Raw genomic sequence first — 15,180 nt, forward strand, 5'->3', positions numbered from 1 at the left:
CAAGCCCCCTGCGGGGTTTCCGCCCCACGGATACCGGCGGCCACGGTCGCCGCCGGTATCTCGCCCGGCCTCAGCCGCCGGGCGTGGCCGCTTCCGGCCTGCGTCCACCCTCGGCGATGAAGCCGCGGATCTCCCGCTCCAGGGTGCCCAGCGGTACCGCGCCCAGGCCCAGCACGCGGTCGTGGAAGGCCTTCTGGTCGAACCCTGCGCCCAGTTCGCGCTCGGCCTCGCGGCGCAGGTCCAGCAGGGTGCGGTAGCCGACGTAGTAGGACAGCGCCTGCCCCGGCCACGAGATGTAGCGGTCGACCTCGTTGACGATGTCGATGTGCGCCAGCGCGGTGTGGCTGGCGAGGTAGTCGATCGCCTGCTGCCGGCTCCAGCCGTACTCGTGCAGGCCGGTGTCGATCACCAGGCGCGCGGCGCGCCACATCTCGAAAGTCAGGCGGCCGAACTCCTCGTACGGGGTCTCGTAGATCCCCATCTGGGTGCCGAGCCATTCGGTGTACAGGCCCCAGCCCTCGCCGTAGCCGGAGAAGTACACCTGCTGGCGGAACTCGGGGCGCGCCGGCGCCTCCAGCGCCAGCGCGGCCTGCAGGCTGTGGCCGGGGGCGCACTCGTGCAGCACCAGCGCCGGCAGGTTGTACAGCGGCCGCGACGGCAGGTCCCAGGTATTGAACAGGCACGACTCCAGGCCGCCGCGGCCGGAGGTGTAGTTGGGCGCGATGTCGTCCGGCACCGGGCGGATGGTGAAGCGGTAGCGCGGCAGGGTGCCGATCACGTGGTTGAGCTCGCCGTCGATGCGCTTGGCGTGGTACGAGGCCGCCGCCAGCAGCTCGCGCGGGGTCCTGGCGTAGAACCGCGGATCGGTGCGCAGGAACTGCAGGAACTCGGCGAAGCTGCCCTGGAAGCCTGCGCGCGCCATCACCTGGCGCATTTCCGCCGAGATCCGCTCGACCTCGGCCAGGCCCAGCTGGTGGACCTGCTCCGGGGTCATGTCCAAGGTCACGTATTCGCGGATCTGGCTGCGGTAGAACTCCGCGCCGCCGGGCAGGTCGCGCGCCGAGACCGTGGTACGGGTGCGCGGCAGGTACTGGTTGCGGAAGTAGTCCAGCAGCCCGGCGTAGGCCGGCACCACCTGTTCCAGCACCACCTTGCGGCCTTCCTCGCGCAGGGCGCGGCGCACCTCCTCCGGGACCGAGGCGGGGATCGCGTCGAACACGTCCAGCGCCGGGTTGCCGGCGCCGGTGCGGGTGTACGGCTCGATGGTGCGGTCACGGCCGTCCAGCGAGGCGCGCGGCACGCTCCAGCCGCGGGCCAGGCCGGCTTCCATGTTGGCGCGCTGGTCGGCGAAGTAGCGCGGCACGTCGCGCAGGCGCGCGATGAAGCGGCGCCACTCGGCCTCGCTGCGGTACGGCGTCCAGGGCACGATCTCGGCCCAGAAGAAGCTGTCGCTGTTGAACGGCGCCTCCCAGGTGCGCCAGCGGGCGTTGTTGAGGTCGGCCTCCACCATCGCCCGGAACACCTCGGCGTTGATCCGCTCCTCCGGCGGCAGCGCCGCGGCCGGGATCGCGTCGAGCCTGCGCAGCACCTGCTCCCAGTAGGCCACGCGCCGCTCCCAGTCGCGCGGGGCGACCGCGGGCAGGCGGCTGCCCGGCTGCCAGCGACCCTCGACGTACTCGTAGCCGTACTCGCGCTGGCGCCATTCCCACTCGGCCGTGTACAGCTCGCGCAGGGCCTGCGCGGCGGCGCTGGCTTCGGCGGCCGGGCGGTTGGCAGCGGCGGCCGGGCTGGCGGCGGCCAGGCCCGGGGCCAGCAGCAGGGACAGGGCGAGGACGGAGGCGCGGGACAGCTGGGACATGAAGGCTCCGGATTGGCGGCTGGGCGGCGCCGTCCACGGCCGATGTTCGCGCAAGGCCGCGGCGACGCCGATCGCGCCGGCAGGCGCGGATGGCGGATGGTAGCCGGCGGTCCACACCCCCGCCCCTGCCAAAGGGGCTAGCGCGCCGGCGCGTCCGCGGGCACGGCCAGCTCGCCGAACAGGTCGCCCTGCGGCGCCACTTCCTCGGCGTCGCGGAAGCCGGACAGGCCCACGCCTACCAGCCGGTAGCGGGTGTCGGCCGGCAGCGCCACCCGCGCGCGCAGGGCGCAGGCCAGCTCGCCCAGTTCGGCGGCCGAGGCCGGCGGCCGCTCCAGGGTCAGGCTGCGGGTAAGGATGCGGAACTGCGCGGTCTTGAGCTTGAGCACCACGGTGTGCCCGGCGCGGCCGGCGCGGCGGGAGGCGTTCCAGGTCTTTTCCGCCAGCTGCCGGATCGCCGGCTCCAGCGCTTCCAGCGGCAGGTCCTGGGCGAAGGTGTCCTCGGAGGAAACCGAGCGCACCGGCTGCTCCGGTTCCACCGGGCGCTCGTCGATGCCGCGCGCGCGCCGGTACAGGGCCGCGCCGAAGCTGCCGAAGCGCCGCTGCAGTTCCTCCAGCGGGCGCTGGCGCAGGTCGCCGACGGTGGCGATGCCCAACTGCGCCAGCTTGCCCTGCATCACCCTGCCCACCCCGGGGATGCGTTCCACCGGCAGCGGGGTCAGGAACCGCTCCACGTGCTGCGGGCGGATCACGAACAGGCCGTCGGGCTTGTTCCAGTCCGAGGCGATCTTGGCCAGGAACTTGTTCGGCGCCACCCCGGCCGAGGCGGTCAGCCCGGTCTCGGCGCGGATCCTGGCGCGGATCGCCTCGGCCACCGCGGTGGCGCTGGGCAGGCCGGTCTTGTTCACGGTCACGTCCAGGTAGGCCTCGTCCAGCGACAACGGCTCCACCAGGTCGGTGTGCTCGAGCATGATCTGCCGCACCTGGCGGGAGACCGCGCGGTAGCGCGGGAAGTCCGGCGGCACGAACACCGCGTCCGGGCACAGGCGCTCGGCGCGCAGGGCCGGCATGGCCGAGCGCACCCCGCACCTGCGCGCCTCGTAGGAGGCCGCGCACACCACCGAGCGCGCCCCGCGCCAGGCCACCACCACCGGGCGGCCGCGCAGGGAGGGATCGTCGCGCTGCTCGACCGACGCGTAGAACGCGTCCATGTCCACGTGGATGATCTTGCGCTGGGCGGGAACGGGCGGGGACTGCATCGCCCGCCATTGTGGACCGCCGCGGCGCACCCGGCGCGACCCGGCGCCCGCGGCCCGCCAGGCAGCCCGCCGCGCGCGGATGGATGGGCCGGCGGCGGGTGGTCGCCGGGCGCGCCGGTGTCAAACATTTGATTGAAACGCCGCCCTCGGGCACGCTTTTAGTGCTTTCTCCACCGGATTCCGCATGAACCGCGCTTCTTCGTTCACCCGCGAGCAGCTGGAAGCCAGCGCCCGTGGTGAGCTGTTCGCCACCGGCGACGCCCGCCTGCCCGCCGACCCGATGCTGATGTTCGACCGCATCGTCGAGATCAACGAGGACGGCGGCAAGTACGGCAAGGGCTTCATCCGCGCCGAGCTCGACATCCGCCCGGACCTCTGGTTCTTCCAGTGCCATTTCATCGGCGATCCGGTGATGCCCGGCTGCCTGGGCCTTGACGCCATGTGGCAGCTGGTCGGCTTCTACCTGACCTGGCTGGGCGCCCCGGGCCGCGGCCGCGCCCTGGGCTGCGGCGAGGTCAAGTTCTTCGGCCAAGTGCTGCCGACCGCCAGGCTGGTCACCTACGAGATCGACATCAGCCGCGTGATCAACCGCAAGCTGGTGATGGCCCAGGCCGATGCGCGCATGCTGGTGGACGGTCGCGAGATCTACACCGCCAAGGACCTGCGCGTGGGCCTGTTCACCTCGACGGAGGATTTCTGACCATGCGTCGCGTCGCCATTACCGGCATGGGCATCGCTTCCTGCCTGGGCAACGACCTGGACACCGTCTCGGCCGCGCTGCGCGAAGGACGCGCCGGAATCCGCCACCTGCCCGACGCCGCCGAGCACGGCCTGCGCAGCCAGGTCGGCGGTGCGGTGGACCTGGACCTGGACGCGGTGATCGACCGCAAGCTCAAGCGCTTCATGAGCGACGCGGCGGCCTACAGCTACGTCTCCCTGCGCGACGCCATCGCCGACGCCGGCCTGGACGAGGCCCTGGTGAGCCATCCGCGCACCGGCCTGGTCGCCGGTTCCGGCGGCGGTTCCAGCCACTGGCAGGTGGAGACCGCCGACCTGCTGCGCGCCAAGGGCGTGCGCAAGGTCGGCCCGTACATGGTCCCGCGCACGATGTGCTCGACGGTGTCCGCCAACCTGGCGACCGCGTTCAAGATCAAGGGCGTCAGCTATTCGATCAGCGCCGCCTGCGCGACCTCGGCGCACTGCATCGGCGCGGCCGCGGACCTGATCCGCCACGGCGCGCAGGACATCGTGTTCGCCGGTGGCGGCGAGGACCTGGACTGGACCATGAGCGTGATGTTCGACGCCATGGGCGCGCTGTCGTCCTCGTACAACGAGACCCCGGAGAAGGCCTCGCGCCCGTACGATGCCGGCCGCGACGGCTTCGTCATCGCCGGCGGCGGCGGCATGCTGGTACTGGAGGACTGGGACCACGCGGTGGCCCGCGGCGCGCGCATCCACGCCGAGCTGGTGGGCTACGGCGTGACCTCCGACGGCGCCGACATGGTGGCCCCGTCCGGCGAAGGCGCGGTGCGTTGCATGCGCATGGCGCTGGAAGGCCTGGGCGGGCGCAAGATCGACTACCTCAACACCCACGGCACCTCGACCCCGCTGGGCGACATCGTCGAGCTCAACGCGGTGCGCGAGGTGTTCGGCGAGGACATGCCGCCGATCTCCTCGACCAAGGCGCTGTCCGGCCACTCGCTCGGTGCGGCCAGCGTGCACGAGGCGATCTACAGCCTGCTGATGATGCGCGACGGCTTCATCGCCGGCTCGGCCAACATCGAGACCCTGGACCCGAAGGCCGAGGGCTTCCCGATCGCGCGCGAGAGTCGCGATGCGCAGCTGGACGTGGTGATGTCCAACAGCTTCGGCTTCGGCGGTACCAACGCCACCCTGGTGTTCGCGCGGGTGTAAGCGACGCGCTGACGAACACAAAAAAGCCCGGCTTTCGCCGGGCTTTTTTGTGTTCGGGATTCGTGATTCGGGATTCGGGATTCGTGATTGGTGGGACAGGGTCGCCGCCCGATTGGGTGGCCAGGCAAGGGACCGGCACCAACCCAGTGCGGAGGCGGCCTCCGGCCTTGCCGGGCCACGCGCAAAAGCCAAGCGAAGCCACACACCAAAACGTGCCCGAAGCCCGCCCTCACACCCGTCCCCTCTCCCGTCCGGAAAGAGGGAGAGGAGCTCTCACGCCGCCATGCCGTTGTGGCGCAACAGGGCGTCGATGCTCGGCTCGCGGCCGCGGAAGGCCTTGAAGTTCTCCAGCGCGCTGCGGCTGCCGCCGCGGGAGAGGATCTCGCGCAGGAAGCGCGCGCCGGTCTCGGCAAGCTGGCCAGGCGCTTCCTCGAACGCGGCATAGGCGTCGGCGCTGAGCACCTCGGCCCACTTGTAGCTGTAGTACCCGGCCGCGTAACCACCGGCGAAGATGTGGCTGAACTGGTGCGGGAAGCGGTGCCAGGCCGGGGCGCGGTTGACCGCGACCTCGTCGCGGATCCGCTCCAGCAGCTGCAGCACGCTGTCCTGCGCCGGATCGAAGCGGCTGTGCAGCTCCATGTCGAACAGGCCGAACTCCAGCTGGCGCACGGTGAACATGCCGGCCTGGAAGTTCTTCGCCGCCAGCATCCGCTCGAACAGCGCGCGCGGCAGCGGCGCGCCACTGTCCACGTGCGCGGTCATCGCCTGCACCCGCTCCCACTCCCAGCAGAAGTTCTCCATGAACTGGCTGGGCAGCTCCACCGCGTCCCATTCCACGCCATTGATGCCGGCCACCGGCAACTCGCCGATCGCGGTCAGCAGCTGGTGCAGGCCATGGCCCATCTCGTGGAACAGGGTGGTGACCTCGTTGAAGCCCAGGGTGGCCGGCTTGCCGTCCACGCCCTTGCCGAAGTTGCACACCAGGTACACCAGCGGCGTCTGCACGCCGTCGGCGCGCATGCGGCGGTTGCGGCAGTCGTCCATCCACGCGCCGCCGCGCTTGCCCTCGCGCGCGTACGGATCAAGGTAGAACTGGCCGAGCAGGCGGCCGTGCGCGTCCTCCACCCGGTAGAAGCGCACGTCCTCGTGCCACACCGGCGCGCTGTCCGGCTTCACCTTCACCCCGTACAGCGACTCGATCACGGCGAACAGGCCGCCCAGCACCTTCGGCTCGGTGAAGTACTGCTTCACCTCCTGCTCGGAGTAACTGTAGCGGGCCTGCTTGAGCTTCTCGCTGGCCCAGGCGATGTCCCAGGGCTGCAGCTCATCCAGGCCCAGCTCGTCGCGGGCGAAGGCCTCCAGCTCGGCGCGGTCGCGGCGCGCGTACGGCAGCGCGCGCGCGGCCAGGTCGCGCAGGAAGGCCAGCACCTCGTCCGGGCTCTGCGCCATCTTGGTCGCCAGGGAATACTCGGCGTAGCTGGAAAAGCCCAGCAGGGCCGCCAGCTCGCCGCGCAGGGCGACGATCCGGTCGATGTTGCCGCTGTTGTCCCACTCGGCCGGGCCGGCCTCGGAGGCACGCAGGCCGTGGGCGCGGTACAGCGCCTCGCGCAGGCCGCGGTCCTCGGCGTAGGTCTGCACCGGCAGGTAGCACGGCATCTGCAGGGTCAGCTTCCAGCCTGGCTTGCCGTCCTTCTCCGCGGCGGCGCGCGCGGCGGCGACCACCTCGGCCGGCAGCCCGGCCAGGCGCGACTCGTCCTCCACGTACAGGGCGAAGGCGTCGGTGGCATCCAGCACGTTCTGCGCGAACTTCGCCGACAGCGCGGCCAGTTCCTCCTGGATGGCGGCAAAGCGCTGCTTGGCCGCCTCGTCCAGCTCGGCGCCCCCCAGGCGGAAGTCACGCAGCGCGTTCTCCACCACCTTGCGCCGCACCGGGTCGTAGCCGGCGTACTCGGGCGAGGCGGCCAGGGCCTTGTACTGCGAGTACAGCGCCAGGTTCTGGCCCAGCGCCGCGCCAAAGCGGGTCACCTTGGGCAGGTTGGCGTTGTAGGCCTCGCGCAGCTCCGGCGTGTTCACCACCGCCTGCAGGTGCTGGACCTGGCCCCAGGCCCGCCACAGGCGCTCGGTGGCGTCCTCCAGCGGGGCGACGAAGCCGTCCCAGGTCACCGGGCTGACGGTCTCGGCGTGCTTCACCGCGGCCTCGGCCTGCGCCAGCAGGGCATCGATGGCCGGGCCGATGTGCCCGGGCCGGATCTGGTCGAAGCGGGGCAGGCCGGAGAAGTCGAGCAGCGGATTGTCCATGGGACCTCGGGGGGCGATGCGGCGGCGCCGCGCATGTCATGACAGATGGCCCCGGCGGCGCGGAATTCAACCCGCGCCGGGGCGGTTCACAGCTCGCCGCAGGCCTCCAGCGGCAGCGGTTCCCCGGCCACCGCGGCGGCGATGGCGCGGTCCGCCTGCTCCACCTCGATGCCGTGGCGGCGGTACCAGTCCGGGTTGTAGTAGCTGTGCGCGTAGCGGTCGCCGCTGTCGCACAGGATGGTGACGATCGAGCCGCCCTGCCCCGCCTCGTGCATCGCCTGGGCCGCGCGCAGCACGCCGACGAAGTTGGTGCCGGTGGAGCCGCCGACGCGGCGCCCCAGCACCGCGCTGACGTGGCGCATGGCCGCCAGGCTCAGGGCGTCGGGCACCTTGACCATCGCGTCCACGCAGGAGGGGATGAAGCTGGCCTCCACCCGCGGCCGGCCGATGCCCTCGATGCGCGAGCCGCGCGGCAGCGACAGGCCCGGGTCGCCGCGGCCCTCGCGCGCGCCGCGGTAGTAGTCGAAGAACACCGAGTCCTCCGGGTCGGCGCACAGCACCCGGGTGGCGTGGCGGCGGTAGCGCACGTAGCGGCCGAGGGTGGCACTGGTGCCGCCGGTGCCCGGGCCGCACACGATCCAGGCCGGCACCGGGTGCGGCTCCTGCGCCATCTGCTTGAAGATGGCCTCGGCGATGTTGTTGTTCGCGCGCCAGTCGGTGGCCCGCTCGGCGTAGGTGAACTGGTCCATGAAGTGCCCGCCGGTCTCGCGCGCGACCCGCTCGGACTCGGCATTGAGCGAGCAGGCGCTCTCGACCAGGTGGCAGCGGCCGCCCTGGAACTCGATCGCGGCGATCTTCTCCGGCGAGGTCGAGGCCGGGATCACGGCGATGAACGGCAGGCCCAGCAGGCGGGCGAAATAGGCCTCCGACACCGCGGTCGAACCGCTGGAGGCCTCCACCACGGTGCTGCCCTCGTGCAGCCAGCCGTTGGCCAGCGCGTACAGGAACAGCGAGCGCGCCAGACGGTGCTTGAGGCTGCCGGTCGGGTGGCTGGATTCGTCCTTGAGGTAGACGTCGATGCCCGGGTAGCCGGGCAGCGGCATCGGGATCAGGTGGGTATCGGCCGAACGGTTGAAGTCGGCCTCGATCTTGCGGATGGCGGCGGCCACCCACTCGCGCTGCGACATGGCGGTGCACGGGAACGGAAAGACCCGATTATCCCCCTCGGCCCCGGGGACCGGAACCGGGCCGGGCCGCCGCGCGGCGGCCCGCCAGCGCGTTCAGTGGCGGGTCTGCCCCGCCGGTGCCGGCCAGGCGTGCCGGAACTGCGGCTCGCCACGCAGGCCGCGCAACACCTGCACCAGTTCGCGGTAGCCCTCGGCCAGCTGGCCGAACAGGGCGCCATAGGCGGCGCGGCTGGCCTCGGCCACCCCGCGGTAGGCGCCGCGGCCCAGTTCCACGAAGTAGTCCACGCTCACCCGACGGCGCGCGGCCAGGCCCGGGAACAGCCCGGCCACCAGCAGGCAGCGGTCGCCCACGTCGCGCAGGGCATCGGCGCGCAGCCGCCCCACCTGCTCCTGGGCGCGGAACCAGTCCAAGGCATGGGTGTGCGCCAGCAGCTGCGCGTCGCCCTGGTAGCGCAGCAGCACGAACACCAGGTAGGCCTCGCGCGATTCGTCCAGCGGGTGGCCGGCGCGCCCGGCTGCTTCCCGCACCAGCGCCTGCCACAGCTCGGCCGGCGCGCCCTGCTTCATCTCGAACATGTCTTCCTCCTGCCATGAAGACAGCTTCGAGACTAGTACGGTCCGGCGCGCCGTGCTGGCAGCCGCCGGGGACGAGTGCCAGCCAGGCAGGCGTTCCGTCCAGCGACCTGGTCAGGCCGTGGCGCCGGTCTCCCGCGCCAGCCGCTCCAGTTCCTCGGCCAGCAGCTCCGGGTGCAGGTCGAACTGGTCGGACAGCAGCAGCTCGCGCGCCGCCTCCTTCACCTCCACCCGCTCGGCCTGGAGCAGGTCGCCGTCGCGGAACAGCTCGATATAGCTGTCCAGCACGCCCGACAGCGTGCCCTGCGCGGTGTCCGGCGCCGCCAGCACCAGCTGCAGCCCCAGCGAGCGCAGGTAGTTGGTGGTGGCGCGCGCGTTCTGGGCGTCGATCTTGTCGCCGAACTCATCCAGCAGGATCACGCCCATGCCGCCCGGGTGCGCCTCGCTCTTGCCGTAGGCCGCGGCCAGTGCGGCGCCGGCGATCACGTACAGCGGCGCGCGGTGCTCGCCGCCGGAGCCCGAGCGCATGCGCTCGCTGAGGGTGCCGACCACGCGGTCGTCCTGGCGGATCTCCACGCCGAAGTGGAAGAAGCGGCGGTAGTCGTCCAGCGGCGAGGCAGCCAGCTTCGCGCTGGCGCTGTCCTCGATCAGCTGGCGGAACGCCTCCGGCACCTCGCCGGCAGTGCCGAACAGGGTGTCCTCGGCGCCGACGTCAGCCACCTTCTGGATGAAGCGGTGCAGGTCTCTGTACTCGGCCACCACCTCGTAGTGGAAGCGGTAGCGCTCGTTGTTGGAGAACGCCGGGCTGTTGCGCAAGGTGCGGTTGAGCGCGTCGATCTGCGCCTTCAACCGCACGAAGTTGTCGTGCAGGGTGTTGGCGACGTTGGAGCGGAAGGTCTCCACCGCGGTCTCGTAGGCGCGCTCGGCCTCGGCGCGGTAGTTGACCAGCTCGGTCTCGCGCAGCTGCACCAGCTCGCGCTGCATCAGCGCGCGCGCCGGCTTCCAGGCGTCGGCGGCGAAGTCCAGGTCCAGGCCGTGGGCGCCGGCATAGCGCTGCAGCTGGCTCCAGGCCTCCGGCAGCAGCGCGGCCAGCTGGCGGTCGTTGTCCTGGGCACGCCGCTCGCACAGGTTGCGCGCCTCCTCCAGGCCGGTGCCCTTGGCCTCCAGCTCCTCGCGCAGCTGTTCGACCCGGTTGGGATCGACGTGCGGGTCGCGGAAGGCCTCCACCGCGTTGCGGGCGACGATCTCCTCCTGCGCCTGCAGCGCGCGCAGCAGCGCCTGGCGGCGCTCCAGCTCGCCCTGGGCCAGGGCCTCGGCGCGCACCAGGGCCTCGATGGTGGCCTCGGCCTTCTGCACCTGCGCCTTCAGCGCGGTGGCGCGCTCGCCCAGGCGCAGCAGGTCCGGGTCGACCGCCTCGGCCTGGCTGCGCTCCAGCGCCTGGTAGCGCGCCAGCACCTGGCGGTACTGCAGCAGCAGCTCGTGCAGGCCGCGGGCCACGTCCTCGCCCTCCAGCCGCGCCAGCTTCTGGCGCAGGCCCTCGGCCCGGCGCGCCTCCGGCTCGCACTGGCGCAGCTCGCGCTCGGCGTTCTCCAGCTCGGCGCGCAGCAGGCGCAGGCGCTCGCCGTCCTGGGCCACGCCGATCTTCAGCTCGCCGCTGGACGGCAGGCGCCGGCGCTCGATGCCGCCGCCTTTGGCCACCAGGCCGTCGCGGGTCAGGCCCTGGCGGCTGCGCACCACCTCCGCCTCGGTCTCCACGCAGCGCAGGTCGCCGAGCTGGCGGCGCAGGTAAGCCACCGCGTCGGCGTCCTCGCCCTCGACCAGGGCGGCGACGCTGTCCTCGGCCAGGCGGTCCTGGCGGTGGGCGCGGGCCTGGCTGGGCAGGGCCAGCTTGACCCCGTACACCGCGCGCGCGCCCTGCAGCGAGCGGTACACCCGCACCGCGTCCTCCTCCTGCCCGGCCGGGACCAGCAGGGCCTCGACATGGCTGCGCAGGTAGGCCTCGATCGCCGGCTGCCAGCGCTTGTCGGTCACCCGCACCAGGTCGCATACCGGGCGCGCCTCGATCCCGGCCTCGCGCAGGTGGTTGAGCAGGCGCATGACCTCGTCGCGCAGGTTGGCCTGGCCGGCGCCCAGGCGCTGCTGGTTGCCGCGCAGGGCGTCGCGACGCGCGCGCGCCAGCTGCCAGGCCTCGTGCGACTGCCGTGCCCAGGCGGCGACCGTGGCCTGCACCGGCGCGGCCGCGGCCAGCGCCTGCTTCAGGCGCGCATGGAACGCGTCCGGCGCGGGGCCTTCGCCATCGCCCCCGGGCGCGGCGGCGACTTCGGCATGCAGCTCCTCCAGCGGCGCCAGCGCCTTGCCCAGGCCGGCCTCGTCGACGCCCGGCAGGCGCAGCGCGACCAGTTCCTGCAGCGGCTCGCGCAGCTGTTCGAGGCGACGCTGCAGGTCGGTCTGCAGGCGCTGCAGCTGTTCGCGGTCGCGCCCGGCCAGTTCGCGGAACGAGGCCTGTTCGCCATAGCCGGCGCTGCCCTGCAGCTGCTCGCGGACGCGTTCGTATTCCTCCTGCAGGCTGCGCCGCTCGGCGCGCGCCTGCTCCAGCGCCAGGCCGGCGGCGGCCAGCTCCTCGCGGCCGGCATCGCAGTCCGACTGCGCCTGCTCGACCTGCTCGCCGAGCAGGTCGCGGGCGTATTCGGCCGCCAGCGCGCGGTAGGAGGCGGCACGCTGGGCCTGCGCGGCGACCTTGCCGTACTGCGCGTCCACCGCCTCGGCCTCGGCGATCCGCCGCTCCAGCTGCTCGATCCGCTCCTTGATCTGGCGGAAGCTGTCCAGCAGCGCCTTGAAGCGGGCGATGTCGGTGGGCCGGTCCTCGGCCACCAGGGTGCGCACGAACAGGTCCACGTCCTCGACCCGCTGCAGGTTCAGCGCGTTCTGGAAGGCCTTGCGGTAGGCGTTGAAGTCCACGCCCCCGCCGGGGTTGGCGCGCAGGCGGTGCAGCAGGTCCTTGACGAAGCGCTCGCCGCTGGCGTGGAACTCCGGGGTGGTGCCGGCCTTGCGGCAGCGCTTTGCGGCCAGCTCGCGGAACCGGCTCCACTCCAGCGGCAGTTCGCGGCCGTCGACCTTCTCCAGGTGCTCGTCCAGCTCCAGGGCCACGCCCGGCAGCAGGTACAGGCCGTGCTGGCGGTGCTCGGGCTCGTCGGCCGAGGCGCCCAGCGAGATGCCGGCCGTCAGCGGGGCGCCGGTCTCCTCGTCGCGGAACACCAGGCTGATGTAGGTGGTGGCGGTGCGCCGCTTGCGGCCGTCCTCGCCGCTGCGGTACACGCCCAGGCAGTAGTCGCGGATGCTGCGCGCGCGCGCCTTGCCGCCGGCCTGGGCGTTGAAGTGGATGTGGCGGCGGTCGCCGCCCAGCAGGACCAGCTGCAGCGCGTCCAGCAGCGCGCTCTTGCCCGCGCCGTTGGGCGCGATGATGGCGCTGGTGCGGTCCAGCTGCAGGGTCTTGGCCTCGAACAGGAAGTACTGCACCAGGTGCATGCGCTCAAGCAGCTGCATGGTCGTCCTCCGTGTCCCCGGCGTCGTCGCCGGCATCGGCTTCCGCGTCGGCGCCGCCCAGGTTGTGCTGGTCCAGCCGGTGCAGCCACTGCTCGCCGACGATGTCCACGATCGCCGGGCGCACCACCAGATGGAACGGCTGCAGGTCGTCCGGCTCGCCCTCGACCAGGCGGCACACGCCCCAGCGGCGGGCGGTGGCGGCCAGCGCGCGCAGCGCGCCGACCTCAGGCATCGGCCGCCCGGTCAGTGCCGGCCAGGCCTCCTGCAGCTCGGGCAGCTCCACCACCACCTCGCCCAGCTCCTCGACCAGGCCTTGCTTCATGCCCTCGTCGTAGCGCTGGCGCAGGACCAGCAGGAACAGGGTCTCGTCCAGGCGCACCGGGGTGCCCTCGCCGTGCTTGGGCAGGGCCACGACGTAGCGGTGGTGGGCGTTGCGCTCCAGGCGGATGCCCAGCGGGTCCAGCGCCGCGGCGAAGTCCTCCAGGTAGGCCTCCACCAGGTGGTAGGCGCTGCGCGAGCGGGCATCGCTGGCATACAGCACCTGCTCGGTGACCAGGCGGTAGGCGGCGCGTTCGAAGTCGGCCACGGCATACATGCCGTTGGACTGCTGGCTGAGGGTGTTCCAGGAACGTTTCATGCGGGATCGGGCTCGGCCTGCGCGCTGGCGCGCGCGGCATTGGAAGCGGAGGGACCGCGGCCTGCGGCGTGGTGGACGACGAAGCGCGGGGCGCGCAGCCAGCCGTTGTCGCCCGGTTCGCCGCGGTCGACCAGTTCGACCCGGAAGCCGCGCAACAAGCGGCCCAGCGGGTCGTCGCGACGCAGGCCGCCGGGGCGGCTGCCACGCAGGGCCAGGGTCAGCAGGGTCTGGTAGGCGCGCAGGTCCTGGATGCTGGAGATCTCCAGCGCGCCGGAATCCACGCTGCCGCCGGGCGGCAGCTGGCGGCCGACGTAGGAGGCCATGTCCTCGGCGGTGACCAGGCGCACCCGCTTCATCCGCCGCAGCAGGCTCAGCCGCGCGATCTGCTCGGCGCTGGGCTGGGCATTGCTGTTTGCGCTGCGCGGGATCGGCTGCGGACGGCGGCGCGGCGCACGCAGCTGGGTCTCGTCCATCAGCCCACCCGGACCGACCGGCATGCGCAGCGCGTTCTCGTCGGCGGCCAGCGCACCCCTGGCGGCGCGGTGCAGCAGCACGTCCAGGCGGTCCGGCGCGCGCAGGCGGTAGTCGAGGAAGGCCAGCGCGCGGCGGTTGGCCTGGCGCATGTCCTCGTCCAGGCGTGCGAGGTACTCATCGATGCGCTCCAGCTCGCGCAGGCGCATCAGGCTGCGCTGCAGCAGCTGGCGGGCACGGGCATCGTCGCCCTCGGCCACGTGCTCGCGGTACCAGGCGGCGATGTCCTCGCGCAGCGGGCCGTTCTCGATCTCCTGCACCATCAGCAGGATCTGCGCGCGCCGCGCCAGCGGGTGGTCGGCGCGGTGCAGGTCGGCGTAGTCGCGGATGAAGAACTGGGCCACGTAGCGCTCGAACCACTGCCGCGCGAACTGGGCGGTGGTCTCCGAGCGCACCAGCTCGGGCATCAGGTCGCGCACCTGCAGGCTCATCGAGGCCAGCGAGGACAGCAGCCGGCGCGCCTGCTCGGCGGCCTCGTCCAGCGCCTCGCCGCCGGCGCGGCCGTCGGCCACCTGCTGCAGCTGCAGCTCGATCGAACGGATCTTGGCCGAAACGAAAGTGGGACCGCGGTCGGCGAACTCCACCAGGGTGCCCAGCAGCTGGGCCAGGGCCGGCGGCATCAGCACCATCTCGCGCGCGCCGAGCTTGTCCTGGCGCAGCCAGCCGGCTTGGCGCAGGCGCTCGTACACCGCCGCCGCGCGCGCGGCCAGGCCGCCCTGGAGCGGGGTCTCGCCCTCGTCCTCCCAGGTTTCCTCGGCTAGCAGGTAGCGCTCCAGCGCGGCGACGATCTCGCGCCGGGCGAAGCCGTGGCTGGGCGGCAGCGGCGCGTCCGGGCCGAAGTACTCGTCGAACAGCCGGCACAGCAGGCGCCAGTAGCGCTCGCGGTTGGGCGAGGCCAGCGGCCCGAAGGCGCCGGCCGGCACGTGCGCGAACAGGGACGGGAACGCGGTACTGCTCAAGCGGGAATCCTGCCGGGCGCCAGGCCCGGATCGGCCGCCATTTTCCCAGATCGGCGCCATGCCCGCGCAGGCGGCGGCGGTTGACCGGTCGCCGGTGGACCGGCTACCTTCTCCGCGCCGGAGGTTTCATCGCTTCATCCAGATGTAGCGATGAATTAAAAGGGAAGTCCGGTGCGTCCTGCCCTGCAGGACAATTCCGGCGCTGCCCCGCAGCGGTAATTGGAAACGAACCCCGCCATCGCACTGGCCCACCGGCCGGGAAGCGGCGGACAGTAGGCACGCGGCCCCGGCCGCCCGTCCATGAGCCCGAAGACCTGCCCCGGCCGGAAGACGCGTCCGTCTTCCGCCTGACCTGGAGCCTCCGCGGGGAGGTGGCCGGAGGCATCGCGTGGCCGTGGCCACGCAGTGTTCCCGCGCCCGTCCC

Annotated in this window: 10 protein-coding genes and 1 riboswitch; of the genes, 2 read left to right on the forward strand and 8 right to left on the reverse strand. The window is 72.4% G+C overall.

Features of this window, described 5'->3' with window-relative positions; all coding sequences use genetic code 11:
* Positions 1-70: 70 nt before the first annotated feature.
* Both PSEJ31_RS0110710 and dinB read right to left on the reverse strand, forming a co-directional pair.
* Positions 71-1,858 carry a DUF885 family protein gene (locus PSEJ31_RS0110710; RefSeq protein WP_037035024.1) on the reverse strand — a complete coding sequence of 596 codons (1,788 nt, stop codon included), beginning with the start codon at positions 1,856-1,858 and terminating at the stop codon, positions 71-73.
* A gap of 137 nt (positions 1,859-1,995) precedes the next feature.
* Entirely contained in the window at positions 1,996-3,114 is a 1,119-nt protein-coding gene (gene dinB / locus PSEJ31_RS0110715; protein ID WP_028915449.1) for a DNA polymerase IV, read from the reverse strand.
* A 184-nt stretch (positions 3,115-3,298) separates the two neighbouring features.
* On the opposite strand from dinB, the gene fabA reads away from it, so the two are divergent.
* Both fabA and fabB read left to right on the forward strand, forming a co-directional pair.
* A complete protein-coding gene (gene fabA, locus PSEJ31_RS0110720) occupies positions 3,299-3,814 on the forward strand; it encodes a 3-hydroxyacyl-[acyl-carrier-protein] dehydratase FabA (RefSeq protein WP_019398577.1) in 516 nt (171 codons plus the stop codon).
* A 2-nt stretch (positions 3,815-3,816) separates the two neighbouring features.
* The gene (fabB, locus tag PSEJ31_RS0110725) at positions 3,817-5,028 is read left to right on the forward strand and encodes a beta-ketoacyl-ACP synthase I (protein WP_028915450.1); all 1,212 of its coding nucleotides are present in this window, start codon (positions 3,817-3,819) and stop codon (positions 5,026-5,028) included.
* Between the two features lie 273 nt (positions 5,029-5,301).
* Here the strand turns inward: fabB and PSEJ31_RS0110730 are convergent, their stop codons facing one another.
* From PSEJ31_RS0110730 to PSEJ31_RS0110755, 6 genes are all read right to left on the reverse strand, one after another.
* Positions 5,302-7,326, reverse strand: a complete 2,025-nt coding sequence (locus PSEJ31_RS0110730) for a M3 family metallopeptidase (protein ID WP_028915451.1) — start codon at positions 7,324-7,326, stop codon at positions 5,302-5,304.
* Positions 7,327-7,412: 86 nt separating this feature from the next.
* Positions 7,413-8,513, reverse strand: coding sequence for a PLP-dependent cysteine synthase family protein (locus tag PSEJ31_RS0110735; protein ID WP_019398574.1), 1,101 nt, complete (start codon positions 8,511-8,513; stop codon positions 7,413-7,415).
* Positions 8,514-8,606: 93 nt separating this feature from the next.
* On the reverse strand, positions 8,607-9,089 hold the full coding sequence (locus PSEJ31_RS0110740) for a hypothetical protein (RefSeq protein WP_028915452.1): 483 nt from the start codon (positions 9,087-9,089) through the stop codon (positions 8,607-8,609).
* A gap of 111 nt (positions 9,090-9,200) precedes the next feature.
* A complete protein-coding gene (locus PSEJ31_RS0110745; RefSeq protein WP_028915453.1) occupies positions 9,201-12,629 on the reverse strand; it encodes an SbcC/MukB-like Walker B domain-containing protein in 3,429 nt (1,142 codons plus the stop codon).
* Positions 12,616-13,266 carry a DUF4194 domain-containing protein gene (locus PSEJ31_RS0110750; protein WP_019398479.1) on the reverse strand — a complete coding sequence of 217 codons (651 nt, stop codon included), beginning with the start codon at positions 13,264-13,266 and terminating at the stop codon, positions 12,616-12,618. The genes PSEJ31_RS0110745 and PSEJ31_RS0110750 overlap by 14 nt, the downstream gene beginning before the upstream one ends.
* Positions 13,263-14,756, reverse strand: a complete 1,494-nt coding sequence (locus PSEJ31_RS0110755) for a Wadjet anti-phage system protein JetA family protein (protein ID WP_028915454.1) — start codon at positions 14,754-14,756, stop codon at positions 13,263-13,265. Before PSEJ31_RS0110755 ends, PSEJ31_RS0110750 begins: the two co-directional genes overlap by 4 nt.
* A 104-nt stretch (positions 14,757-14,860) precedes the next feature.
* A riboswitch (cobalamin riboswitch) is annotated at positions 14,861-15,093 on the forward strand.
* Positions 15,094-15,180: the final 87 nt, after the last annotated feature.

Origin of the sequence: Pseudoxanthomonas sp. J31 (assembly GCF_000510725.1) — a bacterium.
Lineage (GTDB): Bacteria > Pseudomonadota > Gammaproteobacteria > Xanthomonadales > Xanthomonadaceae > Pseudoxanthomonas.